The sequence below is a fragment of the Methyloceanibacter marginalis genome, assembly GCF_001723295.1.
Classification (GTDB): Bacteria; Pseudomonadota; Alphaproteobacteria; order Rhizobiales; family Methyloligellaceae; genus Methyloceanibacter; species Methyloceanibacter marginalis.
Window position 1 is genome coordinate 1 of the sequence record NZ_LPWD01000464.1, and the last position, 25,553, is coordinate 25,553.

General features: G+C 62.7%; 29 protein-coding genes and 2 pseudogenes. 12 read left to right on the forward strand and 19 right to left on the reverse strand.

The features are described 5' to 3' along the window. The coding region (locus tag AUC71_RS16545; RefSeq protein WP_141701790.1) for a YHS domain-containing protein at nucleotides 1–640 on the reverse strand (640 nt) is incomplete at its 3' end. A 106-nt stretch (nucleotides 641–746) separates the two neighbouring features. On the opposite strand from AUC71_RS16545, the gene AUC71_RS16550 reads away from it, so the two are divergent. Together AUC71_RS16550 and AUC71_RS16555 are read left to right on the forward strand one after the other, a co-directional pair. After that, the gene (locus AUC71_RS16550; protein ID WP_069625143.1) at nucleotides 747–1,235 is read left to right on the forward strand and encodes a c-type cytochrome; all 489 of its coding nucleotides are present in this window, start codon (nucleotides 747–749) and stop codon (nucleotides 1,233–1,235) included. 22 nt (nucleotides 1,236–1,257) lie between these two features. Then, on the forward strand, nucleotides 1,258–1,620 hold the full coding sequence (locus tag AUC71_RS16555) for a c-type cytochrome (protein WP_069625144.1): 363 nt from the start codon (nucleotides 1,258–1,260) through the stop codon (nucleotides 1,618–1,620). Here AUC71_RS16555 and AUC71_RS16560 read toward each other — a convergent pair. From AUC71_RS16560 to AUC71_RS20490, 6 genes and pseudogenes are all read right to left on the reverse strand, one after another. Next, complete coding sequence (locus AUC71_RS16560) at nucleotides 1,617–1,838, reverse strand: hypothetical protein (protein WP_069625145.1); 222 nt, start codon at nucleotides 1,836–1,838, stop codon at nucleotides 1,617–1,619. The genes AUC71_RS16555 and AUC71_RS16560 overlap by 4 nt on opposite strands. Beyond that, the gene (locus tag AUC71_RS16565) at nucleotides 1,839–2,993 is read right to left on the reverse strand and encodes a PepSY-associated TM helix domain-containing protein (protein ID WP_083238557.1); all 1,155 of its coding nucleotides are present in this window, start codon (nucleotides 2,991–2,993) and stop codon (nucleotides 1,839–1,841) included. It abuts the gene before it with no gap. A 189-nt stretch (nucleotides 2,994–3,182) separates the two neighbouring features. Next, nucleotides 3,183–5,641: pseudogene (locus AUC71_RS16575) on the reverse strand (TonB-dependent siderophore receptor). 138 nt (nucleotides 5,642–5,779) lie between these two features. Continuing rightward, nucleotides 5,780–6,529: a hypothetical protein gene (locus AUC71_RS16580; RefSeq protein WP_069625148.1), complete on the reverse strand. Its 750-nt coding sequence runs from the start codon at nucleotides 6,527–6,529 to the stop codon at nucleotides 5,780–5,782. Continuing rightward, nucleotides 6,526–6,942 (reverse strand): alpha/beta fold hydrolase, encoded by a 417-nt coding sequence (locus AUC71_RS20485; RefSeq protein ID WP_204376772.1) that lies wholly within the window; start codon nucleotides 6,940–6,942, stop codon nucleotides 6,526–6,528. Before AUC71_RS20485 ends, AUC71_RS16580 begins: the two co-directional genes overlap by 4 nt. Then, nucleotides 6,927–7,451: an alpha/beta fold hydrolase gene (locus AUC71_RS20490; protein ID WP_069625150.1), complete on the reverse strand. Its 525-nt coding sequence runs from the start codon at nucleotides 7,449–7,451 to the stop codon at nucleotides 6,927–6,929. The genes AUC71_RS20485 and AUC71_RS20490 overlap by 16 nt, the downstream gene beginning before the upstream one ends. Nucleotides 7,452–7,561: 110 nt before the next feature. Here AUC71_RS20490 and AUC71_RS16595 point away from each other — a divergent pair, with 110 nt between their 5' ends. Together AUC71_RS16595 and dusA are read left to right on the forward strand one after the other, a co-directional pair. Further along, nucleotides 7,562–7,879, forward strand: a complete 318-nt coding sequence (locus AUC71_RS16595; RefSeq protein WP_069625151.1) for a winged helix-turn-helix transcriptional regulator — start codon at nucleotides 7,562–7,564, stop codon at nucleotides 7,877–7,879. 67 nt (nucleotides 7,880–7,946) lie between these two features. Further along, nucleotides 7,947–8,945 carry a tRNA dihydrouridine(20/20a) synthase DusA gene (gene dusA, locus AUC71_RS16600; protein WP_083238561.1) on the forward strand — a complete coding sequence of 333 codons (999 nt, stop codon included), beginning with the start codon at nucleotides 7,947–7,949 and terminating at the stop codon, nucleotides 8,943–8,945. A gap of 122 nt (nucleotides 8,946–9,067) precedes the next feature. On the opposite strand, the gene AUC71_RS16605 is transcribed toward dusA, so the two are convergent. The 6 genes from AUC71_RS16605 to AUC71_RS16630 all read right to left on the reverse strand — a co-directional run bounded on the left by AUC71_RS16605 (nucleotide 9,068) and on the right by AUC71_RS16630 (nucleotide 14,537). Further along, complete coding sequence (locus tag AUC71_RS16605; RefSeq protein WP_069625153.1) at nucleotides 9,068–9,691, reverse strand: methyltransferase family protein; 624 nt, start codon at nucleotides 9,689–9,691, stop codon at nucleotides 9,068–9,070. An 86-nt stretch (nucleotides 9,692–9,777) separates the two neighbouring features. Beyond that, nucleotides 9,778–11,280, reverse strand: coding sequence for a phosphomannomutase/phosphoglucomutase (locus AUC71_RS16610; protein ID WP_069625154.1), 1,503 nt, complete (start codon nucleotides 11,278–11,280; stop codon nucleotides 9,778–9,780). A gap of 176 nt (nucleotides 11,281–11,456) precedes the next feature. After that, nucleotides 11,457–11,954 carry a retropepsin-like aspartic protease family protein gene (locus AUC71_RS16615; protein WP_069625155.1) on the reverse strand — a complete coding sequence of 166 codons (498 nt, stop codon included), beginning with the start codon at nucleotides 11,952–11,954 and terminating at the stop codon, nucleotides 11,457–11,459. Nucleotides 11,955–11,992: 38 nt separating this feature from the next. Continuing rightward, complete coding sequence (locus AUC71_RS16620; protein ID WP_069625156.1) at nucleotides 11,993–12,694, reverse strand: retropepsin-like aspartic protease family protein; 702 nt, start codon at nucleotides 12,692–12,694, stop codon at nucleotides 11,993–11,995. Beyond that, on the reverse strand, nucleotides 12,691–12,885 hold the full coding sequence (locus AUC71_RS16625; RefSeq protein WP_069625157.1) for a DUF1289 domain-containing protein: 195 nt from the start codon (nucleotides 12,883–12,885) through the stop codon (nucleotides 12,691–12,693). The genes AUC71_RS16620 and AUC71_RS16625 overlap by 4 nt, the downstream gene beginning before the upstream one ends. A 92-nt stretch (nucleotides 12,886–12,977) precedes the next feature. Then, on the reverse strand, nucleotides 12,978–14,537 hold the full coding sequence (locus tag AUC71_RS16630; protein WP_069625158.1) for a sensor histidine kinase: 1,560 nt from the start codon (nucleotides 14,535–14,537) through the stop codon (nucleotides 12,978–12,980). Nucleotides 14,538–14,778: 241 nt separating this feature from the next. Between AUC71_RS16630 and AUC71_RS16635 the strand changes: the two genes are divergently transcribed. The 3 genes from AUC71_RS16635 (at nucleotide 14,779) to AUC71_RS16645 (ending at nucleotide 16,752) form a co-directional block, all read left to right on the forward strand. Further along, on the forward strand, nucleotides 14,779–15,522 hold the full coding sequence (locus AUC71_RS16635) for an MBL fold metallo-hydrolase (protein WP_069625159.1): 744 nt from the start codon (nucleotides 14,779–14,781) through the stop codon (nucleotides 15,520–15,522). Nucleotides 15,523–15,546: 24 nt separating this feature from the next. Beyond that, nucleotides 15,547–16,158: a uracil-DNA glycosylase family protein gene (locus AUC71_RS16640; protein ID WP_069625160.1), complete on the forward strand. Its 612-nt coding sequence runs from the start codon at nucleotides 15,547–15,549 to the stop codon at nucleotides 16,156–16,158. A gap of 114 nt (nucleotides 16,159–16,272) precedes the next feature. Next, nucleotides 16,273–16,752: an Lrp/AsnC family transcriptional regulator gene (locus AUC71_RS16645; protein WP_069625161.1), complete on the forward strand. Its 480-nt coding sequence runs from the start codon at nucleotides 16,273–16,275 to the stop codon at nucleotides 16,750–16,752. Here the strand turns inward: AUC71_RS16645 and AUC71_RS16650 are convergent. From AUC71_RS16650 to AUC71_RS16665, 5 genes and pseudogenes are all read right to left on the reverse strand, one after another. Further along, a pseudogene (locus AUC71_RS16650) lies at nucleotides 16,749–17,629 on the reverse strand (NAD(P)-dependent oxidoreductase). The gene AUC71_RS16645 and the pseudogene AUC71_RS16650 overlap by 4 nt on opposite strands. A gap of 105 nt (nucleotides 17,630–17,734) precedes the next feature. Continuing rightward, nucleotides 17,735–18,004: a hypothetical protein gene (locus AUC71_RS20495; protein WP_204376773.1), complete on the reverse strand. Its 270-nt coding sequence runs from the start codon at nucleotides 18,002–18,004 to the stop codon at nucleotides 17,735–17,737. A 137-nt stretch (nucleotides 18,005–18,141) separates the two neighbouring features. Beyond that, on the reverse strand, nucleotides 18,142–18,435 hold the full coding sequence (locus tag AUC71_RS20500; protein ID WP_204376774.1) for a hypothetical protein: 294 nt from the start codon (nucleotides 18,433–18,435) through the stop codon (nucleotides 18,142–18,144). A gap of 195 nt (nucleotides 18,436–18,630) precedes the next feature. After that, entirely contained in the window at nucleotides 18,631–18,813 is a 183-nt protein-coding gene (locus AUC71_RS16660; protein WP_069625162.1) for a hypothetical protein, read from the reverse strand. 90 nt (nucleotides 18,814–18,903) lie between these two features. Continuing rightward, a complete protein-coding gene (locus AUC71_RS16665; RefSeq protein WP_069625163.1) occupies nucleotides 18,904–19,647 on the reverse strand; it encodes a DUF1045 domain-containing protein in 744 nt (247 codons plus the stop codon). 201 nt (nucleotides 19,648–19,848) lie between these two features. Between AUC71_RS16665 and AUC71_RS16670 the strand changes: the two genes are divergently transcribed. The 5 genes from AUC71_RS16670 (at nucleotide 19,849) to AUC71_RS16690 (ending at nucleotide 24,906) form a co-directional block, all read left to right on the forward strand. Then, nucleotides 19,849–20,478: a glutathione S-transferase family protein gene (locus AUC71_RS16670; protein ID WP_069625174.1), complete on the forward strand. Its 630-nt coding sequence runs from the start codon at nucleotides 19,849–19,851 to the stop codon at nucleotides 20,476–20,478. A 141-nt stretch (nucleotides 20,479–20,619) separates the two neighbouring features. Next, entirely contained in the window at nucleotides 20,620–21,495 is an 876-nt protein-coding gene (locus AUC71_RS16675) for a c-type cytochrome (protein ID WP_425283408.1), read from the forward strand. A gap of 184 nt (nucleotides 21,496–21,679) precedes the next feature. After that, complete coding sequence (locus AUC71_RS22110) at nucleotides 21,680–23,071, forward strand: caspase family protein (protein ID WP_141701791.1); 1,392 nt, start codon at nucleotides 21,680–21,682, stop codon at nucleotides 23,069–23,071. Further along, nucleotides 22,965–23,555 carry a caspase family protein gene (locus AUC71_RS21595; protein WP_280139337.1) on the forward strand — a complete coding sequence of 197 codons (591 nt, stop codon included), beginning with the start codon at nucleotides 22,965–22,967 and terminating at the stop codon, nucleotides 23,553–23,555. Before AUC71_RS22110 ends, AUC71_RS21595 begins: the two co-directional genes overlap by 107 nt. Nucleotides 23,556–23,715: 160 nt before the next feature. Then, a complete protein-coding gene (locus AUC71_RS16690; protein ID WP_069625166.1) occupies nucleotides 23,716–24,906 on the forward strand; it encodes a type III PLP-dependent enzyme in 1,191 nt (396 codons plus the stop codon). 81 nt (nucleotides 24,907–24,987) lie between these two features. On the opposite strand, the gene AUC71_RS16695 is transcribed toward AUC71_RS16690, so the two are convergent. Beyond that, the gene (locus AUC71_RS16695) at nucleotides 24,988–25,185 is read right to left on the reverse strand and encodes a DUF2735 domain-containing protein (protein ID WP_069625175.1); all 198 of its coding nucleotides are present in this window, start codon (nucleotides 25,183–25,185) and stop codon (nucleotides 24,988–24,990) included. Nucleotides 25,186–25,553 lie beyond the last annotated feature (368 nt).

Sequence of the window (25,553 nt, forward strand, 5' to 3'; positions counted from 1 at the left end):
CCCGCATGGAAGCCGGAAACAGGCCCGGGGCGATGGTGGCGACGAGGCTATAGAGATAGGCGGCGCCAGTGCCGAGCCCGATCAGCGTGAACATGTTGAGCCAGCCGGAGCGCAGGGACTCGAAGCCCCGCACGAAGAACGGCCAGCCGCACCACAGAACGGCGGGCGTGGCGAGCGCCAGCAACAGCCATTGCTTGGCGTGGGGTGAGAGGAAGGGCAGGAGATCGATGCCGAAGACATGGGCGCCCATGTCGAGCGCGACGATGAGGAGCGATAGCGGCACGGCGACCCAAAGGCGCCGGGTGAAATCGATCAACTCTTCGTTCGGGGCTTCCGGCGCCAGCGCGCCCATGGGCTCGAGCGCCATGCCGCAGATGGGGCAGGGGCCGGGGCCCTCCTGCACGATCTCCGGATGCATGGGGCAGGTGTAGAGCGTACCGGGAGGCGCGGGCTTCGGTTCGTCCTGCTCGGTCAGATAGCGCTCAGGGTCTGCGGCAAATTTCGCCTGACATCCGTCCGAGCAGAAATGATAGGTGTGACCCTGGTAGTCGCGGCTGGGTTTGCCCACATTGGGATCGACCTTCATGCCACAGACGGGGTCGGTGGCGAGCTGGGTCTGGTCGGGTGCGGCTTCTGTCATGCTTTCAAGGCCATGGGGACTCTAGGTTCATATGGCGATTCACGCTGCCTTGCACACGGGTGCCTAGCATAAGGTAAAGTGCAAGCTTGTTCGGGGGACCATTCTGTTGCGAACGGTTGTTTTCGAGATCTGCATCGCGTTGGCGGCGCTTGCAGGCTTCGGTGTCGGCTATCTGCTGTGGGACCGGACGGACGCCTACTACGCGGTCGATTTGGCGGTGCTTGGGCCGGGACCGGAGAACGACCTTATCCGCTACGGCCATGCGCTTATTGTGGACACGCCGCGCTATGTCGGCCGTAGCGCGGAAAATCCCGCCATGGCCTATGGCGGCAACGATCTCGCCTGCCAGAGCTGCCATCTGAAGGCCGGGCTCCAGCCCTTCGCCGCGCCGTTCGTCTCCACCGCCGCGACCTTTCCCATGATGGTCAACAACAAGGTGGTCACGCTGCCCGACCGCATCAATTCCTGCATGGCGCTCGGATTGAACGGCCGGCCGCTGCCGGAAGACAGCCAGGAGATGGCGGCACTGATCGCTTATATCGAATTCGTCGGCAAGGGGACGCCGGAGGCATCCGCCTCCCAGGCATGGGATTGATGCCGATTGCCTGCCGGAGGCCTTGCCGGATTCCAGGCGGGGCCTCGCGGTCTACGCTCAGCACTGCGCGAGCTGCCACGGGCAGAACGGGCAGGGCGAGCGGAAGCAGCCGCCGAACGTCGGCTATTACGTGCCGCCGCTCTGGGGCGAAGGCAGCTTCAATGGCGGCGCGGGCATGGGGCAGCTCTTTTATGCGGCGTCCTTTATCCGCGCCAACATGCCGACCGGCGTCGACTACCGGACGCCCACGCTCACGGTTCAGGAGGCCTGGGACGTCGCGGCCTACATGATTTCCAATCCGCATCCGATCGCCCCGCCGGAGCCGGAACCTGAGCCAGCGGCGGAGGAAGGCGCGGGCGAGGAAGAAGCGCCGGCGGCGCCTTAGACGGCTCCGCGTGTGCTGCGTCTCTGGTCCCGAGAGCGGCGGTTCGAAAACCAGAGCCCGATGGCGACCGGAAAACCGAGCGCGAGCCAGGACAGATAGTCCCACAGGCCGTCGCCGATCAGCGCGAACAGCAGACCCGCGCTGCTGATCACGGCGATGATGAGCGGCATGAGATAGGTGCGGCCGAGAAGACCGCGTCGAAGCGGGCTGGCAGCCATCTATTCCGCCGGTGCTCCGGCGTAGCGCGGGGCGATCTCGGCATCGTCGGCGAAGCGATTGGCGGCGTTCGGGCGGCGGCGCCGGAACCAGAGATAAAGCCCCGTCACCAGCACGACGATGGTGATCACGTCGAGGATGGCCCACAGAATCTTGAGCGGCATCCCGCCGTAATCGCCAAAATGAAGCGGCTGCGAGATGAGCAGCGTGGTGACGTACCACGGCATCTCGCGCGTGTCGGTGAAGTCGCCGGTGGCGGCATCGATCACGACCGGCTGAAGAAGCTTCGAGGTCAGCGGCGTATCGCCGTGCATGAAGACCGTGTAGTGGCCGGTGCTCGAGTAGAGCGTCCCCGGAAAGGCGACAAAGCTCGGGATCATGCCCGGCACTTTGTCGCGCGCGGTTTGGATCGCGGTTTCCAGAGAAGCGGGCGTCTCGGGGCGCGGGTTGTCCTTGTGTGCGCCGAGCATCTCGGTGAGCTGGTCGTTGCGCCATACTGAAAACCAGATCCGCCCACGTATTGATGCGCCGGTGCCACCGACCACGATCATCCAGGCGGCAAGCACGATACCAAGCAGGTTGTGCAGGTCGAGCCAGCGCACGGCCCGCGGGCGATGGTGACGCACGCTGCCGAAGTCGAGCTTCCGCATCGAGGGGCTGTAAACGACGATGCCCGAGACGATCGAGGCCACGAACAACAGCCCCATGAAGCCCAGGAAGAGCTTGCCGGCGAGGCCTGCGAAAATGTCCACATGCAGCCGGTAGACGTAGAACATGACCGTGCCCTGGAACGGGATCTCGCCCAAGGCCTCGCCTGTGCGCGCGTCAAGCGCGAGATAGCGGTTGCCGTCCTCCGAGTCGAGCTCGTCGCCAAGGCCGGCATAGACGAGCGCCGGCTCCTCCTCGTCCCAGCTCAGATATTGAAGCTGCTTGCCCGGGAAATGAGCTTTGCTGTTGGTGACGATCGTGTCGAGGGACGCGTTGACGCCCGGGTTTTCGATCTCCGGTGCTTCGACCTCGTTCCCGAGGACGTGCTCGATCTCGTGGTAGAACACGAGCGGCAGACCCGTCACGCAGAGCAGCAACAGGAAAAGGGTGCAGACGAGGCTCGTCCATTTGTGCACCCAAGACCATTGCCGCAGTGCCTTGTTGGTCATTCGCCCACCTTATCCTCGTTCGGAAACGCGGTCCCCGCCGCATCGTTCGGCTTATAGCGTCGGTCTCTCGCGCTACGGAATGAAAATGGCCGAAAAAGGAATGTGCATGACATTCATGTATTCGGAGGGCTCTGAGCATCGGTGGGAGTGGTTCGAACACCTCCACCGATGTCTGAGCGCTTGTAGCCTTTACCAGCGGCGCGTGATCGTGCCGATGACCGTGCGCGGCTCGCCGAAGTAGCAGGTGTCCCAACAGGAGGCGACATAGGTCTTGTCGGCTATGTTGTGGACGTTGAGTGCGAACCGCCAGTGGTCGGACTCATAGTCGATCGCCGCGTCGAACAGGGTGATCGAGGGCACGACCATGCGCGCGCTGTTGATGCTGTCGCCGAAGGTCTCGCCGATATAGCGGACGCCGCCGCCGAAGCCGAAGCCCTCGAAGCGACCTCGCTGGACGGTATAGTGCGCCCAGAGCGAGCCCCAATGCTCCGCCACGGCGGGCTCGCGCTTGCCGAGTTCGGTCAGGTTGGCGCTCTCCGTAATGGTGAACTCAGGCAGCCAGGTATAGGCGGCGATGAGATCGAGGCCGTCCGTCAGCTGCGCCACCGTCTCGAACTCGATGCCGCGTGACAGAACCTCGCCTGTCTGACGTGGATTGAAGAGGTTGTCGTAGGTCAGATAGTTCTGCTTGCGGATGTCGAACGCGGAAACCGTGATCAAGCTCTCGCGGCCGGGGGGCTGAAACTTGATGCCGCCTCGTATTGCTGGCCGGTCTCCGGATCGAACGGATTGCCGGTGAACGGATCGAAGCCGGAGACGGGGAGGAACGACGTCGAGTAGCTGACATAGGGCGCAAAGCCGCTCGGCGTGACGTAGACGGCGCCGGTCCGCCACGAGAAGGCCTCGTCTTTTTGCTCCGAGTTGGTGCCGAACAGGTGATCGTCGATCTTGACCTCGGCCCAATCGTAGCGGCCGCCGGCGACGAGCACCAAGCGATCCCAAAGTTTTGCCTGCTCCTGCGCGTAGAGGCCCGTCTGCGTGAGGTCCGTGTCCGAGTCGTTGAACAAAGGCGGGCGACGGAACAGGCCCCCATAGCTCGGCGAGAACATGTCGATAGGCGTCGAAAGACCGTCGCCTGACGTCTGATCGAAGTGGTTCCACTGATAGTCGACGCCGAACAGCATCGTGTGTTCAATCGGGCCCGTGAAGAAGTTGGCCTCGGCCTGGTTGTCGATGACGAACTGATCGACATTTTCGTCGGAGAAGAAGGCACGGCGGCCCATCAGCCTCTGCGTAGGATCGAACGGATCGAGGCCGGTGCCATAGAGGCTATCGTATTCGAGATCGATCATGCCGTAGCGGGCGTTCTGGCGGAGTTGCCAGGTCTCGTTGACCTGATGCTCGAGGAAGTAGCTGACGGCCTTCTGTGTCGGCTCGAAACTGTCGAAGTTGGGATCGCCGGAATGAAAGCTGGGCGAGATCCTTCCATTTTTGTTTGGCAGGATCATTCCCTCGGGCGGCAGGAAGTTCGACATCACGCCCGTCTCCCGCTCCAGATAATGCGCCAGGATGGTAAGCGTCGTATCGGTGGTGGGCTTTAGGGTGAGGGCGGGCGCGAAGTAAAGCGTGTCCACGGAGACGTTCTCGACCTGGGTATCGGTCTTCAGGCCCAGCCCGGTGACGCGATAAAGAACTTTGTTGCTTTCCGTCGCCGGGCCGCCGAAGTCGAAGAAGGGCTGCACGCGGCCGAAATTTCCGATCTGCACGCCTGCTTCGTAGAAGGTCTCTTCGGTCGGCCGCTTGGTGATGACGTTGACCGTGCCGCCAGGATTCATCTGGCCATAGAGAACCGACGACGGCCCCTTGAGCACTTCGATGCGCTCCGCGCCATAGGGCTCCACCTTCCAGGCCGCCCAGGTGTTGTTGTTGCGCGCGAACAGGCCGTCGAAATAGATGCCCGGATAGTAGGCGTCGAAGCCGCGGATACTGAGCCAGTCGTAGCGTGAGTCGCTGCCGTAGGTGCTGGGCCGGACGCCGGCCGTATAGCCCAAGGCTTCCGGCAGCGTGTTGGCGCCGAGCTGCTCGATGCGGTCCGCGGTAATCACCGAGACGGACTGAGGAACTTCGATGATCGGCGTATCCGTCTTCATGCCCGAGGCGGTTCGCGTGGCGACGAAGCCGTCGACCGGCCCCCAAGCGGACTCGCCGGTGCCGTCTCCGGTATCTTGCCCGTCACTCTCGCCCAGACCGGCAAGGCCTTCGGTGCCGCCGGTGCCCGTGTAGGATCTCGAACGCGAGGGGGCAGGCCGGACGGCCGCGACTTGCGGCGCGCTTTCCTCGGCGGTTTCGCCCTGAGCTGGCTCTTTCACCGCCGGCTGCGTGACTTCGATGGGCGGCAGCTTGTCCGGATTATCCTCAGAGGTCGCTGCGGCGTCTTCCGCGGAGGCATCTTGCGTCCCCGTCACCGGCTCGGCACCGGATGCGCCGGTTTGCGGCGCCTCCTCAGGAGGCTGCGCTTCTTGAGCCGTGGCACTATCGACGGCAACCAAAGCGAGTGTTCCTGCAACCAAAAGTGTACGTAGTCTCAGATAGATAGCAGCAGAATTTACAACCAACATGATAACACCCCCCGATGAGGGGCGGATCATAGGTAGGAGTAATCAATGTTCAGAATGCAAAGTGTACAAGTTAATAGATGAATTTGTCGCAATATCGGCGACCAAGGATGTGGTGCCGTTCAGCGGGACCCGGTCGGCACAGACTTCCTGACATGAATGCGACACACCTTAAGCGGGTTGGGCGCTCGTCACCTGCCTGTTCGGTACTGTTCGCCGAAGCTTGGTGAGCGAGGCGATGTGCAGCAGGATCGATAGCGGCACGAGGAAGGTCGGTATCAAGGCGAGTGGGAACAGCGTCACGAGGTGATTTGCCGGCTCGACCATGAATGGCTGCAACAGTGATGGAGCGGTAATGAAGCCGGTTGCGACGGCTATCACGAGATCGCCGATGCCGAACCAGTTCCAAGCGGCGACGAGGTCGCCGTTCAGGCGCGGAGCCCGCGCGTAGGCAATCGCCACGACCGGGGCAAGAACGCCGACGAGAATGTCTCCGACGCCCGCCGGCCAGGCGAAGAGACCTGGCAACCGACCCGTGGCGTAGAGGATCAAGAAAATCACGCCGAGTGCGCGATAGAGCTGAAGGCCGACCAGCCAAGATTGCGGCACGGCTTCGATGAGGTGCTTCACCGTCTCCGATCGCCAGATCAAAAGGCCGCCGATGAGGATCGGCAGGGCGATGGCGTACTGAATTGTCGGCATTGTGTCGGCGCCGGCCTGGAACGTGCCCAACGCCGCAAGGGCTGCAGCGGCGGCAAGCCAAAGTGCGAGAACGGCCGCCGCAATGCCAACTGTGCTTTTGCGTCGCTTGACCGGCCAATGCGCCTGTTCCAACGCCCGATTCAGTCCGATCAGGACGGCGGTGATGATGCCGGCCGTACCAAGGAGGACGTAGTAGGGAAGAAAGGTTGGAATTGTCATAGCGTGCCTCCAACGCGTTTGCGGCGAGGTTCGACTATGTCGCCGGTTCTGCGCGCTGTCGCATCGATGATGATGTTGGCGATCGACTCGGGCCGCTCGAGCGCCGAGAAGTGACCGGTCCTCGGAAGTGTGATCAGTAGGCTGCCCGGGACAAGAGCCGCGACCTCTGCGCGCTCTTTGGGCTTTGACCAGTCGTGGTCGCCATACACGAGCGTGACGGGCGTCTTGACGCGCGGATAAAGGCCCCGCGCCGCGATGAAGCTTGGCAGCGCTCGGAAATATTTGGTCTCTGCCGTGGCATAGCCCGTGCGCTTGGCACTACGCAGCAACTCTAGGACGAAATCCTTGGGGAGCTTGCGTCCATCGTAGAAACCGCCGCGCATGATGCCACCGAGAATCATCGAGTTCGACATCTTGGAAAGACGAGGCCGATGCCGGGAGCTTTTAACGCCTTCACGACGATCGCGGCGAGCAGGTTGGCGCGCTCCACACCTTGCGGATAGTCGTAGCTGTTGAGGGCGACGATTTGGCGAAGGCGATCGCCCAGCTCTGTCGAGGCCGTGAGCGACAGCGTGGCGCCCATCGACTCGCCAACAAGCGTTACGTCCTTGAGATCGAGTCCTTCGACGAACTCGACGACAGCCTTGCGCAAGTCAGGCTCGTTGTAGTTCGCGCCAGGCCGGATATCGGACCAGCCAAGAGCTGGGTAGTCCGGCACGTAGACGGTGAACCGGTCTGCGAGCAGCGGGATCAAGCGATGGAAGTAGTCGAGCTGCGTTCTGAGAGTGTGAAGGAGCACGAGGGCCGGCCCCGTGCCGATCTTGAGATAGCGGAGACGACTGCCGTCAGGGCGGGTGAACAAGGCTATGTCGCCTTCGGGGCTCCAGCGCCGTGTGTAGGTGTGGGGATCGGTCTTGGACATTGCTTGGCTCCTTCATACGGGCGACTTGTGTCCAGTAACTATGTATTGGCAAGTGACTTGTCAATAAGTAGTGACTTGACGTTTAGAAGTAACATACCTAAGTGGTTGGTATGGCGCACGGTTATGGAATCGAGGATTGTCCGGTGGCGCGGGCGCTGGATGTCATCGGCGAGAAATGGTCGCTGCTCATTCTGCGCGACCTGTTTCGCAAGGGACCCTTGCGCTTTCAGTCATTTGAAGAGGGGCTGCCGGGCATCGCGCCGAATACGCTGTCGGCGCGGCTGAAGTCACTCGAGGCTCAAGGTGTGATCGCCACGCGGCTCTATGAGAGCCATCCACCACGCTACGAGTATCTCCTGACTCCCAAGGGAAAGGCACTTGGCCCGGTGCTGAAGGCGCTGCATGCGTGGGGCGAGACCCACGGTTGAGCCGGCTTGTCTCGCCTGATCCTTGACGCCATGTTCATAGAGAGAGTTCCGTTGAGAGCCTAGGCCGTTGAAACCAGATTCCCACCGCTTTTGCGTCGCGCCGATGATGGAGTGGACCGACCGCCACTGCCGCTATTTCTTGCGGCTGCTTTCGTCGCGCGCGTTCCTCTACACCGAGATGGTGACGGCGGAGGCCGTGCTCTACGGCGACCGAGAGCGCGTGCTCGGGTTCGATGCGGCCGAGCATCCGGTCGGACTTCAGCTCGGCGGCAGCGATCCGGCGAAGCTTGCCGAGGCGGCGCGGATGGGCGAGGGCTTCGGCTACGACGAGATCAACCTCAATATCGGCTGCCCCTCGGACCGGGTGCAGTCGGGGCGCTTCGGGGCCTGCCTCATGGCCGAGCCGGCCTTGGTGGCGGACTGCGTGAAGGCGATGGCCGATGCCGTCTCTGTGCCGGTGACCGTCAAATGCCGCATCGGCATCGACGACCAAGATGCCGAGGAGAGTCTCGATCGATTCATCGACACGGTGGCGGACGCGGGCTGTTCGAGCTTTATCGTCCATGCGCGCAAGGCCTGGCTCGATGGCTTGAGCCCGAAAGAGAATCGCGACGTGCCACCGCTCGACCACGACCGCGTGCATCGCTTGAAGGCGCGGCGGCGCGACCTCACCATCCTTATCAATGGCGGTATCGCCGCGCTGGCCGAGGCCGAGCCGCACCTTGCCCATCTCGACGGTGTGATGCTGGGCCGCGCCGCCTATGCGGATCCCTATCTCCTGGCCGAGGTGGATCGGAGGCTCTACGGCGCAGAGGGCCTTCCGCCGTCGCGTGCGGACGTGCTCGACCGGTTCATGTCCTACGTCGAGCGAGAGCTTGCCCGCGGCGTGCGGCTGAATGCCATGACGCGCCACATCCTCGGCCTGTTCCATGGTCAGCCTCGGGCACGGGCGTTCCGCCGCCACATCGCCGAGAATGCTCATCTTGATGGCGCTGGCATCGAAGTGCTGGAGCGGGCGCGGGATATTGTCCTGGGTGAGAGCTACCGCGCCGTGGCGGCCGAGTAGCGCCGGCGCTCTATGGCCTTATCCAATCTCTCATGCCGGGCACCCCGGACCTTGGTTTGATCCGAGCTTGTGCCCGGTCATGACGAATTCCGTTTGACCGACGCTCCGTGTGAGCCGCCGGTTCAGCCCGCTTGGCGGGACGGTTTCTTCCGATCGACAATTGCCAGGATGAGACCCTGAACATCTAGAAAGCGAGCCGTGCGCTCGCAATATTCGCGGTAGCTCGTGCCGTAGTGCTGCTTCAACCAATCCTCCTCGACCAGCGACATCAACACATAGGCACCGATCATTACGCAGGAGAGCACGATAGTGAGGATCGAGTTGGCGCCGATAGACAGGCCGATCAGGCCGACGATCGAGGCGGTGTATTGCGGATTGCGGCTAAAGCGGTAGAGGCCATGACTGACGAGGCCGTCCGAGCCGCAATAGGTGTTGCCGAGGCCGAGATTGAAATAGCCGCACACGGTGATGAACAACCCGCCGAGGCCCAGTGGCACGCCGACAATGAAGCGGGTCCAATCGAGCAGCGGGGTGGCATTCCAGTCGAGAACGGCGACAACGAAAGTCAGCACCATGCCGCCGCGAAACAGTCCCCAGAAAGTGAGGCTCTGCCAGCTGCCGGGCGCAGGCGTTGGCCAAATGCGGAAGGGCGGTGCGAGGAGGGTCCGCAGCAGCAGAGAATCGAGGGTGAGGCCAACGATGAGGCCTGCTGCAAAGACGACGCTTGTGTAATCGAATACGATCATGACAGGCGTGCAAGGAAGCAGATTCGGATTGCAAATTTGCGACAGAGATCTGACGGTTCTATTGCGCTCATCGCATCAAAACGTGCCTAGATCTTCTGATTGTACTCCCCGACCTCGGGTTGCTTGGAGAGTTCCTTGTCGATCTCGGCGAAGATCGCGCGCATGTTCTCTTCGGACGTGGGGCTCTCCACCACGACCACGAGTTCGGGCTTGTTGGACGAGGCGCGCACCAATCCCCACGTGCCGTCATCGAGAACGATGCGAATGCCGTTTACGGTGATCAGCTCGCGGATGTTTTGTCCGGCAAGCTTGCCGCCGTTCGCGGCGACATCCTCGAAATGCTTCACCACACGGTCGACCACGCCGTACTTCGCTTCGTCGGCGCAATGGGGCGACATGGTCGGCGACTGCCACGTGCGCGGCAGGGCGTCCTTCAGTTCGGCGAGGGTCTTGTCCGGGTTGCGGTCGAGCATGTCGAGCACCGCGGTTGCGGCAACAAGACCATCATCATAGCCCCGGCCGATGGGCGGGTTGAAGAAGAAATGGCCAGATTTCTCGAAGCCCACGAGCGCGCCGGTCTCGTGGCTGTAGCGTTTGATGTAGGAGTGGCCGGTTTTCCAATAGTCCGTCTTGGCGCCGTTCGCCTGCAGCACGGGATCGGTCTTGAACAGGCCGGTGGACTTCACGTCCACGACGAAATGGGCGTTCTTGTTCAGGGCTGAGATATCGCGCGCCAGCATGACCCCGACCTTGTCGGCGTAAATTGCCTCGCCAGTATTGTCGACCACGCCGCAACGGTCGCCGTCGCCGTCAAACACAAGCGCGAGGTCGGCTTTGTGCTCCATGACCGCATCGCGCGTGGCATTGAGCATGGCCAGATCCTCGGGATTTGGATTGTGGGCTGGAAAGCTATGATCGAGCTCGCAATTGAGCGGGATGACCTCGCAGCCGAGCGCCGAGAGTACGTGCGGCGCGAAGGCGCCCGCCGTGCCGTTGCCGCAAGAGACCACCACCTTCAAGCGCCGGGTCAGCTTCGGATGCTTGAGCAGGTCGGCCATATAGCGCTCCGGCATGTCCGGCACGTAGATGTAACGCGCGCCCTCGTGATAGGGCGCGAACTTTGCGTTCATCACGATCTCCTTCAATGCCGTCATGTCTTCGGGCGAGAAGGTCAAAGGCCGGTCGATGCCCATCTTGATTCCGGTCCAACCGTTGTCGTTGTGACTTGCCGTGACCATGGCCACGCCTTCGACATCGAGATCGAACTGAGCAAAATAGGCCATGGGAGACAGCGCCAAGCCGATATCGTGGCACCTCGCGCCGCCGGCCAGAAGGCCCGTGACCAGCGCCGCCTTGATCGCCGCGGAATAGGAGCGGAAGTCATGTCCGACCACGATGCGAACGGGTACGCCGCGCTCGCGCATCAGCGTGGTCAGTCCGAGCCCGACCGCTTCCATGCCGAGCAGGTTGACCTCTTGGGGATAGAGCCAGCGCGCGTCGTATTCGCGGAAGCCGGTCACCTTGACGAGGGGCAGCCGTTCGAATTCGGCGGTGTTGGGGACGAGATCTTGGCGCGGCTTCGGAAACATTCTCACTCCTAGCGGGAAGCTGGCGGTCGCGGGGGCCTTCAGGGATAACCCCTGGGCCATAGCAGAGTTTCCTCTAAGCCCACCACCTTTTGAGATCAATGGAGGGACTTGAGGCTATTGAACGAGAACGAGCTCGCCACCTTGGATTTGGAAGCTCTTGAGGCGGCCCAGGAAGCTCATGCCGAGAAGATTGGTGGCCAAGACGCCTTTTCCGGCAACCGCGGCCGGGACGCACGGACCGTGATGTCCTCCACCCGCACGCGATCCAATGTTACGGGCGCGACGCGGGTGACGCCGTTGGCGGTCTGGACCGGTACGGAGAAGTCGAGACTTTGCGGCGACAGCCCGAGGCGCTGGGCATCCTCATAGGTGAGCACGACGTAGGTCGCGCCCGTGTCGGCCATGAAGCTTGCCAGGCGCTCGTTGACGGCGGCCTTGAAGACGAAGTGACCGTTCGCGTCGGAGCGTAGCTTCACCGTGCGGTCGAAGCCGGACCTTTCCTCTTCGGTCTCGGCGGGCCGATCCCGCATGCTCTCGGCCAGCGTTGGAAGCGCGTTGTCGGGCCGGACAAGCGCACGAAGATCGTGGAAGAAATAAACGAAGGCCGCGACGCCGAGCGCAAGTGCGCCCCACTGCATGGCTTCCAGCAGCAGATGTTTGGTGGTCGAACGCAAAGGGTGCGCCTCACTCCAAGACCGGCGTTCTCGGGCCTTCAGCCGCGAAGGGTCAGGAAATCGCCCGAAAACTCATAGGAGCGGAGGCGGCTTAAAAAACTCATACCGAGCAGGCTCTGAGTGAGTGCGCCCGGGCGTGCCACCAGGGCCTCGACCTTGGTGCGGTCGAGGGGCCCGATGGAGACCTCGTCTATGCGCACGCGGGCCGCCACGGTGCGTCCGTTGGCGGTCAGGACGGGGACCCGATAGGTGAGTTTTTCGGGGTCTATACCGGCTTTCTTCGCGTCTTCCGGCGTCAAAACGATGGACGAGGCCCCGGTGTCCACGATCATGGAAACTTCTTTGCCGTTCACGTCCACCTTGGCGGTGAAATGACCGTCGAGCCGCCGCCTGATCTTGACCTCGGTCAGACCGCCGGCGCTGGTCTCCACGGTCATGGCCGTGCCGGGGAGCAGCTCGCCGACGACGCGCGCGGCGATGGGGGTGATCTCGTCTTTGTAGGCATACAGAGTGACCAGGCCGAGCCCGAGCGCGAGCCAGGTCACCGCATCGCGAGCCATGGCGCCCGCACCACCGCCGTAGCGGGTCACGAGCCCGCCGGCGATGTACACGAGCAGGGCCATGAAGAAGGCCGCATAGGCAAAGGTCGCAGTGTCGAGGCCGGCGATCATGCCCGACTCGTTGCTCACCAGCATCATGGCGCCAAGCGCGAGAATGAACAGGGCGACCCAGGTGGTCATGGGCCCGACCCTTCCGCCTCGGCCATGGCTTCCATGCGCTCCAGCCGTTCCGGCAGGGCCTTCATGATGGTGCGCCGCTGCTCCGGCGTCATGTCGACCCAACGGGCGATTTCAGTGCCGCTGCGGCCGCAACCCACGCAAAGCCCCGACCTGTCGTCGAGCAGACAAATGTTGACGCAAGGCGTTTCCAAGAAGTCCCCTACCGGTCGGGATGCCCAAACAACCTATGTAGGGGGTGTGGCGGGGCAGGGCAATCGGGCCGCCTGTCGCGCGGTTCAAGCGGCTAGCTGGCCCGCTTGTTCCGCTCGGCGCGCCAGGGCGTTTGTGGGGCTTCCGGCCGCTCCTCGCCGGGCTCGGCAAGCCGTGGCAGCGCCTCCATGATGCGCATGCGGGGGAGGGTAACGATGACCTCCGTGCCGTAGCGCAGCTTGCTCTTCAGTTCGAAACTGCCGTCGTGCAACTCGATCAGGCCTTTGGTGATGGGAAGGCCGAGCCCCGTCCCGCCTTCGGCGGTTTGGTGGGCGAGCGAGCCCTGGCCGAAGCTCCGCAGCACGCGGGGGATCTCAGCCTCGGGGATGCCGGGCCCCGTATCCTTGACGCTCAGGAACTGGCCGCTAAGGGGGGTGCGCCCGATCTTGAGGGTGACGGTTCCGCCCGTGGGCGTGAACTTGATGGCATTGGACAGGAGGTTGAGACAGATCTGCCGGAGGGCTCGCTCGTCGGCCCAGACCTGGGTCAGGTTCTCTTCGAAGGTTTCGACGATCTTCAGTCCTTTGTTCTCGGCGCGGACGCGCATCAGCCGGTGGCAATCCTCGACAATATCGGCCAGCGCCACGGGCGCTTCGTTCAGCTCATAGCGTCCCGCCTCGATGCGGCTGATATCGAGGACCTCGTTGATCAGTGTCAGCAGGTGCTGCCCGCTCTCGTGAATGTCGTTGGCATATTCCTTGTAGGTCGGGTTGGAATGCGGACCCAGGATCTCGCCGCGCATGATCTCGGAGAAGCCGAGGATGGCGTTCAGCGGCGTGCGCAACTCGTGGCTCATGGTGGCGAGGAACCGCGACTTAGCGAGGTTCGCTTCCTCTGCGCGCAGGCGCGCCTCGTCCGAAATCGATTTCGACTGCTCAAGCTCACCGATCAGCGCGTCCTTCTCGGCGCGGTACTCGAGCATGGCCATGACCGTCGTATTAAATCCGGTCATCAGCCAGATGAAGTAGATGTGCACGCCGACGGCCATGGCCGCCATCGCCCAGAAGAAGGGGTTGTCGAGCAGCGCGAAGCGCAACACGATGGCGATCGTCATCGGCAGCGTGCCGGCATAGACGATGGGCATGACCGTAGATGCGAACAGCATGCGCATCGAGATCACGACGATAAGCGAGGCGAAGATGAAGGTGTGCGCGGCCTCGCCCTGGGTTTCCGGACTGATGAAGGCTACGGTTGCCCACGTCACCCCGTAGAGAAACTCCGCGGCTGCGATTTTAGCGCGCCAGGCCGGCGTATCGGCCTCTTCGCGCGGCGTCTTGGCGAACTGCCGGCAAATCGCGATGAGAATGCCCTTGGCCACGAAGACGGCGCCAAGCCACAGGAGCAACTCGCGCGGGGGCGCCCAGAACATGGCGCCCATGGCGACGACGAGCGCGAGCAGCGGCGTGGTGACGGCGGCCGACAGCTCGTTCTTCACGAACATCATCAGGAGCTCGTATTCGAACTCCGGCTTGCGGCCTGATTTGTAGGTGAGCTTTTCGCGGGCTTCCTGGACGCTGCGATAGGCGCGGCGTTTTTGATCGTTCGCCGAGCCCGAATGGACCCGCGAGGCCTCGGCTGACGCGCCTCCTGACATCACTTCTTAGACCCGCGACTTTACCATCAACAAAAACCGGAGAAGGATCAATGGCATAGCGCGCACGCGCGGCCGCGCCCAGACCCCCGACTTAGGCTTAACAAGAACTATCAGCCGAAAATCCTAACGGGTCGTTTACTCTCGACCCGGCCTGGCACGGCCCTTGAAGCCGGAATCGGCGGGCGCCACATGCTCATACAGGCTCGCGAAGGGGGAGCCGGGTCGGTAGGATGGGACCTCCATGCAGCTCACCGTGATCGGCTGCGGCGACGCCTTCGGCGCCGGCAGCCGCCTCCAGACATCTTTTTGCGTCCGCTCGGGCCCCTCCACGTTCCTCATCGACTGTGGGGCGACGTCGCTGATCGGCATGCGCCGGCTGGGCATCAACCCGAACGATATCGATACGGTGTTCGTCACGCATCTGCATGGGGACCATTTCGGCGGTCTGCCGTGGCTCTTAATCGACGCCAAGTATGTCAGCAACCGGTCGCGGCCTTTGGTGGTTACGGGTCCCAAGGGCATCGAGGATCGCTTCTCAACGTTGGCGGAAGCGCTCTATCCCAATTCGACGCGCGCCGAGCGCGGCTTCGAGCTCATCTTCGTGGAGTACGAGGAGCGGAAGCCGATCGAGGTAGCCGGCGTCACGGTAACTCCGTTCGAGGTGCATCACCCTTCCGGTGCACCGCCTTACGCGCTCAGGTTCGCCGTGGACGGCAAGGTCCTGTCCTTCACGGGCGACACGGGCTGGGTCGATGTGCTGAGCGAGGTGGCGCGCGACGCCGATCTCTTCATCAGCGAATGCTTTCAGTACGATGTGACGCTTCCCATCCATCTCGACTACAAGACGATCGACGCCAATTACGAGAGGCTCGGCGCAGACCGTGTGCTGCTCACCCATATGGGGCAAGAGATGCTCGCCGAGAGCGTGAAGGTCGATCGCGAACGCTATATGATTGCCGAAGACGGCATGACCATCGAGATATGACTGCCGTCGTCCTTGGTCGCTGGCATGGCTGAGCTCACTGACATTCTCGCTTCGATCCGCTCCTGCCGCGTTTGCGTGGAGACGCCGCGCGGGAGGCCGCTGCCTCACACGCCGCGTCCCGTTGTGCGGGCGAGCGCTACGGCGCGGCTGGCGATTTGTGGTCAGGCGCCGGGCACGCGCGTCCATGCTTCCGGCAAACCGTTCACCGACCCGTCCGGCGAGCGCTTGCGCGCTTGGCTCGATATGAAGCCGGAGGAGTTTTACGACGAGGGCCGCGTGGCCATTGTGCCGATGGGTTTCTGCTTTCCGGGCCAAGACGCCAAAGGGGGCGATCTCCCGCCGAGGCGCGAATGCGCCGCACTATGGCATCGTGAGCTCTTCGCCGCTCTGCCTCGGATCGAGCTCGTCCTCGCCGTCGGCGCTTATGCGCATGCCTTTCATCTTGGCGGCGCGCGCGGCACGACCCTGCAAGAGACGATGCTCCGCTGGCGCGAGCATCTCAAAGCAAAGCGGCGTCCGCGTATCCTTCCGCTCCCGCATCCGTCCTGGCGCAACAATGCGTGGCTGAAGAGAAACCCTTGGTTCGATGCCGAACTGCTGCCGGTGCTGCGGCGGGAGGTTCGCCGGGTGCTCTGAGCCGCCTTGCGGAATATGGAAAAATAATCTACCTATTCTGGAATTGGCCGAGAATAGTGGAACGATGTTCTCGGTATAAGGCGTTTTTCTCAATAGTTTTGTCAGGTCATTCAGATGCTTGACCGCATGGACCGCAAGATCCTGGACATCTTGCAGAAGGACTGCACGCTGCCGGTCGCCGAGATCGGCAAGCAGATCGGGCTTTCCACCACGCCGTGCTGGCGGCGCATTCAGAAGCTCGAGGAGCAAGGTGTGATCGAGCGGCGCGTCGCCCTCCTGGATCCCAAGAAGGTCAATGTGGGGGTGACGGTGTTCGTCTCCATCACCACGAGCAACCACACCAAGGAATGGCTCGAGCGGTTCCACGCGGCTCTCGAAGACTTTCCGGAAGTGGTGGAGTTCTACCGCATGAGCGGGCAGATCGATTATCTGCTGCGTGTTGTGGTGCCGGATATCGAACGCTATGACACCTTCTACAAGCGCCTGATCTCCAAGATCGAGCTCTATGACGTGAGCTCTGCTTTCGCCATGGAGCAGATCAAGTTCACCACGGCGCTGCCGCTCGACTACGCCGCCGAAGAGCGACGCCCCTAGACGTCCGGTTTTTTGTGCTCGAGCCGCGCGATCAGGCTCGACGTGTCCCAACGGCCGCCGCCCATTTCTTGAATGTCCGCGTAGAACTGATCGACCAGGGCGGTCACCGGCAGGCTGGCTCCGTTGCGACGCGCCTCGTCCAAGCAAATGCCGAAATCCTTGCGCACCCAATCCACGGCGAAGCCGAAGTCGAACTTGCCCTCGATCATGGTCTGCCAGCGATGATCCATCTGCCAGGATTGGGCGGCGCCTTTCGAGATGGTGGCGATCACCTTGTCGATATCGAGCCCGGCGCGCATGCCGAAATGCAGCGCTTCGGCGAGCCCCTGGATCAGGCCTGCGATGCAAATCTGATTGACCATCTTGGTGAGCTGGCCGGAGCCCGGCGGCCCGATGAGATTGACCGCGCGGGCGTAGGTTTCGATCACGGGCTTTGCCTTGGCGAAGTCCGCCTCCTCGCCGCCGGCCATGACGGTGAGCGTGCCGCCTTCGGCCCCTGCCTGACCGCCTGAGAGCGTGCGCGAGACGCCCGCGCCGCGCGCCTTGGCGGCGTCATGCAGCTCCCGGGCGATAGTGGCCGAGGCGGTGGTGTGGTCGACGAATACGGCGCCGGGCTTGAGCGTCTCGAGGATGCCTTCGGGCCCGAGCGTCACCTCGCGAAGATCGTGATCGTTGCCCACACAGGCGAACACGAAGTCGGCACCATCGGCGGCCTGGGCCGGCGTATGCGCCAGCATGCCGCCGTGATCGGCGACCCATCGGTCGGCCTTCTTGCGCGTGCGGTTGAACACGGTGACGTCGAAATGGCCGCGGGCCTGAGATGGCCGGCGAGGGGATAGCCCATGACGCCGAGCCCGATCCAAGCGACTTTACTCATCGGCGGTGCTCCGTCCTTGTCCCAGCATTTCGTTCACCGGTGACAATAACAAAATGGCCGGGACGAGCCCGGCCATTTCAGTTCCAGTGTCCAGCAATGATGCGGTTAGCCGATCGGCGCTTCCGGGAAGGCGAGCTGCTCGCGAGCGCGCCACTCGTCGGTCACGTAATTGATGATCAGCGACACGCGCACACCCTTGATCGGCCGCTTCTCGAAGCCGTGAAACGTGTTGTCCGCGGGGACGAAAATCATCGCCGCGTTGGACTCGAAGGGCGACCGGCCGACATGGTTCTTGTCGGCGTCGTAGATGTCGGTGCCGAGGTCGCTATGGCTCGGATCCGTCGACAGATAGAGCAGCATGGTGAAGGACTTCACGCCGAGATCGCTATGGGGCTCGAGCCAGAAGCCGTCAGTGTCCTGCGCGAACTCGATGCGCAGATAGGTGCCGTCCAGATTGGTGCCGAACGTCTTCTCGATCAGGCCGGTGACACGCTTGTCCTGGAACGCTTCGGCTACGGCCTCGCAGACTGGATAGCCGCCCGGTTCTCGGCATCGAAATACTTGCGCGTCTTGTTGTGCAGCTCCCGCTTTCCCGACACGCCTTCGAGCGACGGCGCGGGAAAGGGAAGGGCAAGAATATCCTCGATAGTGTCGGCCGGAAGACAGGCCCTCAAGACCCAGTGCGGGTAGGGCTGATCGGAACGCTCGCCGGCCGCGACGCTTTGCGAAAACGCCTGGACGACATCGTCCGCAGTACTCTTCGCTGCTTCAGCGTCTGAGTGCTTTACCGCCACGCTTTCCCTCATGGTGTAGGTCTACTCCTTAGAATGGATGCAAAATATGCTGGCTGATCCAGCGCCCAGGCAGACCCATCCAACCGCTCAAATAGCACCCCGGCGCCCTTGGGCGCAAATGCCAAGGCGGCGACGGATCGGCTTAAGCTCTTGGACTAGATCGGTTTGGTCCTCGCGCCCTTGATGCGGGTCAAATCCCACGGGCGGTCAGTTGACGCTGACCCAGCGAATCTCCCCAGGATCGAGCATGTCGTCGCCGTCCGTAACCAGTTGCTCGGCGCGCAGGCACTTGGCCAGGAGCTCCAGCAGCGAAGCATGAAGCTCGCGCTCTGCCTCAGCTTGTGGCGGATTGGCGGCGAGGAACGCCAGGATTTCCCCGTAATCGGGCATCGGAACCCCCGTGTTTCCCCAGCGATGCGAAGGTGGCGGAGCCGTGTGTCAAAACTTAGGCCCGCTCTAAGCTGCGCGCTGACGGGGGGGTTAGCCGGCGAGCTTGTAGCGTCCGATGAGGCGCATGGGGGTGCGTCCGCTCGTGTCTGCGAACAAGGAGAGACCGTCCACGGCAACGCCCTCTGCGCAGATATCCTCGAGCACGGGCCACAGCGCCTGGGACACGCGCTCCAGGTGCGCCGTGTCGAGAGGGCCGGTGAGGGCGATCGAGAAGCGATACTCGCTCATCACCTGGGGATGGCCGAAGCTTCGCAGGAGGAGCCGCTGATAGGGGCTGAGATGGCGGTGCTCTTCGCCGATCTCGTCGGGCTCCGCCGCGAATGTCTCGAAGGCGTTGACGCATTGGGCGGCCAGCCAGTCGAGCGCGGGCTTGGGGTCGACGGGGCGCAGGACGAGATAGCGGCCGGCTCGTGCGAGCGTCAAAGGTCCGGTTTCCACGGCTTTGCGGTGTGCGGCGAAGTTGATGAGCCGCGTGCGTACATCGTCCAGCGCGGCATCCTCGCGCAAGGCGAAGGGCGCAAGAAAAAGTGCATGCAAACCGGTATAGCGGCCCGGAAGGGCCGAGACCTTGGCGACGCCGGAGTCGGTAAAGCCTGCCGTTGAAAAAGCCTGCAAGGTAGCCCCGTCATTGGCGCGGCCGAACCAGGAACGCCCGAATGCCGCGAGTGGGGAGCCGGGTTGTGGTGTGTAGTAGATGGCGTAGCGGGCAAAATTGGAAGCGCTCGATGCGAGCCCATTTTGCGGTTGGGTGTCGACTTGGGCACAGTTGAGCATCTATTCCTCCCGTTGAGCGCATGCACCCTTGGCTTCGCTCATGCCTCATGACTAACGAACGGCTGTGGCGCGGCGCGTCCGGTTTCGGGCGATAGGGGGGCGGTGCGATGAAGACTTGGTGAATCAAATTTACTGCAACTGCGAAGGACAATGTGTGCGTCGCAACAGCGAATGTCGCAGCAAGACCGGAACGAGGCGTGCATGATCGAACTCTATACCTGGATGACGCCGAACGGACGGAAGGTCTCGATCATGTTGGAGGAGGTGGGGCTTCCCTACCGTGTCCACCCCATCGACATCACCAAGGACCACCAGTTCGATCCCGCGTTCCTCAAGATCTCGCCTAACAACAAGATCCCGGCCATCGTCGATACGGATAACGGTCTGCACTTGATGGAGTCGGGCGCGATCCTGATGTACCTCGCGGAGAAGACAGGTAAGTTCTGGCCGCAGGACTTTCCCACCAAGTGGCGTGTGGCCGAATGGCTCATGTGGCAGATGGGCGGTGCGGGGCCGTTCCTCGGACAAGTGCATCACTTCGTGAAGTTCAATCCGGGCAAAAGCTCCTACGCCGAAGAGCGCTATTCCAAAGAGGCACGGCGTCTGTGGCGTGTGCTGGACACGCGCTTAAGCGACGTGGAGTACGTCGCGGGCGACTACTCCATCGCCGACATCGCTGTTTGGCCGTGGATTTCCCGGTTCGAGTGGCAGACCGTGAACTTTAACGAGCACCCCAACATCAAACGCTGGTACGTGGCGATCGCCGAACGCCCCGCCGTTCAGCGCGGCTGGGACGTGCTCGAAGAGGGATGCGTCATGCCGATGCCGTGAGGCCGGCTGGATGGCCGGTTTCGCCCATGGCAGGATGACGCGCATGCGCACGCATCGAAGAGGAGAAAGACTCTGCGCAAAGCCTTCTTCATCCTGCTTGCTCTGATCGTCGCGGGCTCGCTCGCTTTCTATCTTCTCACTATGCCGGTGACCCTGCCCGCCTCGGCGTTGCCGGACCATGCTCCGGACATTGCCAACGGAAGATCATGTTCATCGCCGGCGGATGCGCGGAGTGTCACGCCGCGCCGGTGGGCGCGTGCGACGATCTCGATATCGGAGGACGAAACGGTGCTCGCGGGCGGGCGTTGTCTTAAGACGGATGTCGGCACGTTCCATGTGCCAAATATCTCACCGGACACGGAGACCGGCATCGGCGATTGGACGATGCTCGATTTCGTCAACGCCATGAAGCGCGGTGTGGCACCGGGCGGCGTTCATCTCTATCCGGCCTTTCCCTATACATCCTATCAGCGCATGACGTTCACGGACCTGATAGACCTCAAGGCCTATCTCGATACGTTGCCCGCCGTGCGCAACACAGTCCCCGCGCACGCACTGCACTTCCCCTACAGCATTCGCCGCGGGCTCGGACTGTTCCAACGTCTCTATGTCGACGGCGAGAAGTTTGCACCCGATCCGGAGGCAAGCGACGCGGTGAACCGCGGCGCCTATCTCGTGCTCGGACCCGCTCATTGTGGTGAGTGCCATTCCCCGCGCAACGCGCTCGGCGGCATCATCCAGAGCCACGCCTTCGCCGGCGCCAAGAGCCCCGAAGGGGATGGGACCACGCCTAACATCACCCCGAGCAAGGACGGGATCGGCGATTGGACCGAAGAAGACATTGTCTATCTTTTGGAGACCGGATCGACACCGGATTTCGATGTGATCGGCGAGACCATGGTGCCGGTACAGGAGAACATGGCGAAGCTTTCCGGTGACGATCGTTCGGCCATCGCCGCCTTCTTGAAGACGCTGCCGCCGCGACCCGATGCCGTAGAAAAAACCGGATCCCACTAATACCGACAGCATTTTTTGGTTAACGGCGCTTGTCGCCAATCTCTCGCCGCCATCGCCCCCTAACGTAACCCTTGGGGCTCACGAGGGTGCGGCTTGGCCTAGCTCTTGCTCTGGATTTGCGTGAATGTGTTGGTTGGCGCGCCGGGTTTGGCGTGATCGCCCAGGTTTTGCGTTGAGGATTGAAATGGCGGGGAGACTGAAAGGCGGGCGGAGCCTGATATTTGGGCTCGCCCTGGCGGTGCTGGGTGCGGCTGCGCCCGTGTCCCTGTCCCACGCCGAACCGTTGCCCGAACCATGGGCGGTGCCGAAGCTCCCGCACGAGACCGTATTTCCCCAGATAACTACCTCTCCAACGCGCATCGCCGTGGTCACGCCCGAAACGGAGCCTGCGACGGCCCCCGCTGCGCCGGTCGACAAGAAGGCCGAAGACACCAAGCGCGTGCAGCGCTGCTACGCCCAGCTCGGCTACTACAAAGGTCCGATCGACGGTAAGGCCAACGAGCAAACGTGGACCGCCCACTGGTATTTCAAAAATGAGCATGGGCTGAAGCGATACGGTGACTTTCTGGCAGAGCCCGTCCTGAAGAAAGTCAAGGAGCTGTGCAAGGAGGAGGAACCGGTGCCGGAACCCGAGCCCGAGCCGGTATCGGAGCCCGAATCCCAGCCCGAATCCGAACCGGACCCTGTCGAGGCCGCCGCGCCCGAGCCGGCGGAGCCCAGTGAGGTAGAGCCGGATAAAATAAAGGCGGCTGAAGCGGCGGAAGAGACCAAGGAAGTAAAAGAGGCTGAGGCGGCGGAGGAGACCAAGGACACTGGGGAAACCGCTGAAGAGTCCGAGACCGCGCTTGCGCCCGAGGAGCTGGCGGTGCCCGTTGTGGAGGAGGAGCTCCCGCCGCCTCCCACCCGTCTGGACATCGATTGCCTTGATGGGGATTTGATCGCGCTACTGCGCAAGGCCCACGGCGCTAGCGTGAGGGCGCGCACTTGCCTGCCGGGCTGTTTGCCGCCGCCGAAGGGGCTCAGCCAAATTCAGCTCGACGATCTGCGCAGCCGCTATGGGGTCGCCTGGTGCCTGTCTTGCCTACAGATCGCCGGACATCTTTCCCTGGACGATATCAAGCGCATCGAGGACGAGGGCGATATCGAGCTTTGCACGATACCGCCGCGTCAATTGCCCCGCCCGGGCATGGGCAACGGCAATGTGGTCAAATCCTTCAGCCGTATCCGCGAGCTCTATCGGGCCTTGCCGCCGGCATCCGAGGACCCGGGAAAGATTGCCGTGATTATCGGCAACGGCAACTACGACAATCTGCCGGCCGCGGAGACGGCTCGGAACGACGCCGGTGCCATGTATTTCTTTCTCACCGAGCATCTCGGATTCCGCCAGGACCGCATCATCGATTTGCGGAACGCCAAGCGGGCCGATTTCGAACGGGGTGTTCGGCCCGGTGCCGGGCTCCGACGGCGAGCTGAAGCGGCTCGTCGGCGCACAACCGAACGCCAAGGTAGTCGTCTATTATTCAGGCCACGGCGCCACCAATTCGAGCCACAGCGAGACCTATCTTCTGCCGGTTGACGCTGAGCCCTATCGCGAGGAGCGGGGCGGCTATCCGCTGTCCACCCTCTACGCCAACCTCGCGGCCCTGAAGGCAAAGTCGGTGCTGGTCCTGCTTGAGAGCTCGTTTGGGCGTGACCACGGCGCTTATGTGCTGCCGCCCAATCTGCCGGAGACGACGACCAGCGCGTTACCGCCGCAGCCGCTTTCGACCGTGACGGTTCTCGCCTCCGCCGACCGGGGGCAGCGCGCGCTGATCGACACCAGCTACGATATCGGGCTGTTCACCCGCTACCTGATCGAGGGGCTGGCCGGCAGCGCCGATCTGTATCCCGTGGGCAATGGGGATGGACGCGTCGATAGCGCGGAAATCTATGCTTATGCCGCGGCCATGGTGCGGCTCTCGGCGCGCAAGACGTTCGGGCTCTTGCAGGAGCCCGTCTATTCGAGCGCCATGACCCCTATGCTCACGGACCCGGGGGAGGTGGCCGCCAAGCCCAACTGAGCAAGAAGGGGAAGCCAGCACAAATCGTCAGCACACGAATATAGTCAGCACCCGAAAATTCCTTTACAAACCGGGCCGAACACCCTAGCAGCACGCGGCTCGCAAGCGGAACCGCCCAAGGGCAGTGACCTGAACAATCTCGTGTGGGAGTACGCATGGGATGGACGTTTTCTCCTCCGCTACGGACCTTCTCCGTGACCGCCGCCCGGAGCGGCCTGTTTTAGCGCTTCGGCCGCATGCCGCCTCGCGTGCCGCCGCGTGGTTCCTCGCCAACTTTCCGGGCCGGGTGCTTTACGCCGCCAAAGCCAATGATGCCCGCCAGGTGACCGATGCCTTGGTCGAGGCGGGCGTGACGGCGTTTGACGTGGCATCGCTGGTGGAGATCGAGCGCGTTGCGGGGATCGAGGGCGCGGAGCTCTATTTCATGAATCCCGTGAAGTCGCGCGGGGCCATTGCCCGAGCCTACCGGGAGTTCGGCGTACGGCGCTTTGCCTTCGACACTGCCGATGAGCTCGACAAGGTGCTGGAGGAGACGGACGGCGCCGGGGACCTCACCCTGTTTTTGCGCATCGCTTGCCCCAACACCCACAGCCTCATTCCGCTGGAGGGCAAGTTCGGCGCCTCACAAGAAGACGCGCCGGCGCTTCTCCTGAAAGCCCGCCAGCGCGCCAAGCGTCTCGGCATCACCTTCCATGTGGGCTCGCAAGCCGTGGTGCCGGCCGCGTTCGGTGAAGCGTTGCGCCAGGTGGGTCAGCTCATCGTGTCCTCGGGCGTCCTGGTCGATGCCATCGATATCGGCGGCGGCTTCCCGGCGCGTTACCCCCATTCCGATCCTCCGGCGCTTTCGAGCTTCATGGAGGAGATCGTGCGCGCGGCGGACGAGCTTGCCGTGAAGCACTCTTGCGAGCTTCTGTGCGAGCCGGGCCGCGCACTCGTGGCCGAGGCCGAGTCCGTGATCGTGCGCGTCGACGCGCGGCGCGGCAACGCGCTCTATATCAATGACGGGGCTTTCGGCACGCTGTTCGACGCGGCCTATTCCGGCTTCCGGTTCCCGGCGCGCCTGGTCACGCCGGACCGGCAGAAGACGGCTTCGCCCGAGGCCGAGTTCGTTCTTTACGGACCGACCTGCGATAGCTCCGACTATCTGCCCGGACCCTTCGTGCTGCCCGCGTGTGTGGACGAGGGCGATTATTTGGAGATCGGCCAGGTGGGCGCGTATGGCCGCGTCTTGGCGAATCGTTTCAACGGCTTCGGCGAGTTCGATGAGGTGTTGCTCACCGACGAACCCATGCTGTCGATGTTTGATAGCAGCGAAGACGACGCGCAAGCCGTCTGGCCCGCCCGCGCTTAATCAGCGCAAGCACCCATCCAACAAAAAAGGGCCGCGCTTCCTCGGAAGCCGGCCCTCTTCGTATGTGGACGGCGTAAGCCGTCAGTTGTTGCGAGAGCGCTCCTCTTCGCGGATGGCCGCCTCGTGATAAGAGGCGCCGCCACAGGCGACCTTTGCGATGCGCGGCATCACAAAGCTCTCGGCGAGGTGCGTCTCGTTGCGACCGCTACTCAATCCGGCGCGGCCGCCTTTGGGGAACTGGTAGATCTTGGCCGTCCCCTCAGTTGCGTTTGCCGTCATGGTTCTCTCCATTCAGTCATTCCGTGTGTCGAAGACTCAGCGCATCAACACAGCTTGAGTTCCCCTATACATGGGAGCTGCGGCGCCGTGCACAATAAATTTGCGCAATGACTATTATTTCAGCCGTTTAGCCGGCTGATGCTTCGCTTTGCAGTCTCGCCCGAGAGCGCGGTGAGCGCCCCTGTTGACTTGCGACCGGGATTGGCAGGAGGGCAGCGGCGCGCGCTAACCCCCGCTGTTTATTACCAAAAAATGAACGCTCGTTTCTGAGGAGACCGCTCGGTCGGTCGCCAGCGCACGCTCGGGTGAGGGCATTCATCTCGTTGGCACAATTGCTGCTTCGCAAAAACGGTTTTGGCCGTCACGCA

Coding starts and splice junctions, on each gene's coding strand:
- AUC71_RS16660 (WP_069625162.1), bottom strand. CDS start 18,813: ATGCCCGATTACGGGGAAATCCTGGCGTTCCTCGCCGCCAATCCGCCA.
- AUC71_RS16695 (WP_069625175.1), bottom strand. CDS start 25,185: ATGACGGCAAACGCAACTGAGGGGACGGCCAAGATCTACCAGTTCCCC.
- AUC71_RS16605 (WP_069625153.1), bottom strand. CDS start 9,691: ATGATCGTATTCGATTACACAAGCGTCGTCTTTGCAGCAGGCCTCATC.
- AUC71_RS16580 (WP_069625148.1), bottom strand. CDS start 6,529: ATGACAATTCCAACCTTTCTTCCCTACTACGTCCTCCTTGGTACGGCC.
- AUC71_RS22110 (WP_141701791.1), top strand. CDS start 21,680: ATGGCGGGGAGACTGAAAGGCGGGCGGAGCCTGATATTTGGGCTCGCC.
- AUC71_RS20490 (WP_069625150.1), bottom strand. CDS start 7,451: ATGTCCAAGACCGATCCCCACACCTACACACGGCGCTGGAGCCCCGAA.
- AUC71_RS20500 (WP_204376774.1), bottom strand. CDS start 18,435: ATGAGGGAAAGCGTGGCGGTAAAGCACTCAGACGCTGAAGCAGCGAAG.
- AUC71_RS16665 (WP_069625163.1), bottom strand. CDS start 19,647: ATGCTCAACTGTGCCCAAGTCGACACCCAACCGCAAAATGGGCTCGCA.
- AUC71_RS16635 (WP_069625159.1), top strand. CDS start 14,779: ATGCAGCTCACCGTGATCGGCTGCGGCGACGCCTTCGGCGCCGGCAGC.
- AUC71_RS16630 (WP_069625158.1), bottom strand. CDS start 14,537: ATGTCAGGAGGCGCGTCAGCCGAGGCCTCGCGGGTCCATTCGGGCTCG.
- AUC71_RS16595 (WP_069625151.1), top strand. CDS start 7,562: ATGGCGCACGGTTATGGAATCGAGGATTGTCCGGTGGCGCGGGCGCTG.
- AUC71_RS16690 (WP_069625166.1), top strand. CDS start 23,716: ATGGACGTTTTCTCCTCCGCTACGGACCTTCTCCGTGACCGCCGCCCG.
- AUC71_RS16645 (WP_069625161.1), top strand. CDS start 16,273: ATGCTTGACCGCATGGACCGCAAGATCCTGGACATCTTGCAGAAGGAC.
- AUC71_RS20485 (WP_204376772.1), bottom strand. CDS start 6,942: ATGTCGAACTCGATGATTCTCGGTGGCATCATGCGCGGCGGTTTCTAC.
- AUC71_RS16565 (WP_083238557.1), bottom strand. CDS start 2,993: ATGACCAACAAGGCACTGCGGCAATGGTCTTGGGTGCACAAATGGACG.
- AUC71_RS16560 (WP_069625145.1), bottom strand. CDS start 1,838: ATGGCTGCCAGCCCGCTTCGACGCGGTCTTCTCGGCCGCACCTATCTC.
- AUC71_RS16610 (WP_069625154.1), bottom strand. CDS start 11,280: ATGTTTCCGAAGCCGCGCCAAGATCTCGTCCCCAACACCGCCGAATTC.
- AUC71_RS16670 (WP_069625174.1), top strand. CDS start 19,849: ATGATCGAACTCTATACCTGGATGACGCCGAACGGACGGAAGGTCTCG.
- AUC71_RS16675 (WP_425283408.1), top strand. CDS start 20,620: ATGCCGGTGACCCTGCCCGCCTCGGCGTTGCCGGACCATGCTCCGGAC.
- AUC71_RS16620 (WP_069625156.1), bottom strand. CDS start 12,694: ATGACCACCTGGGTCGCCCTGTTCATTCTCGCGCTTGGCGCCATGATG.
- AUC71_RS16640 (WP_069625160.1), top strand. CDS start 15,547: ATGGCTGAGCTCACTGACATTCTCGCTTCGATCCGCTCCTGCCGCGTT.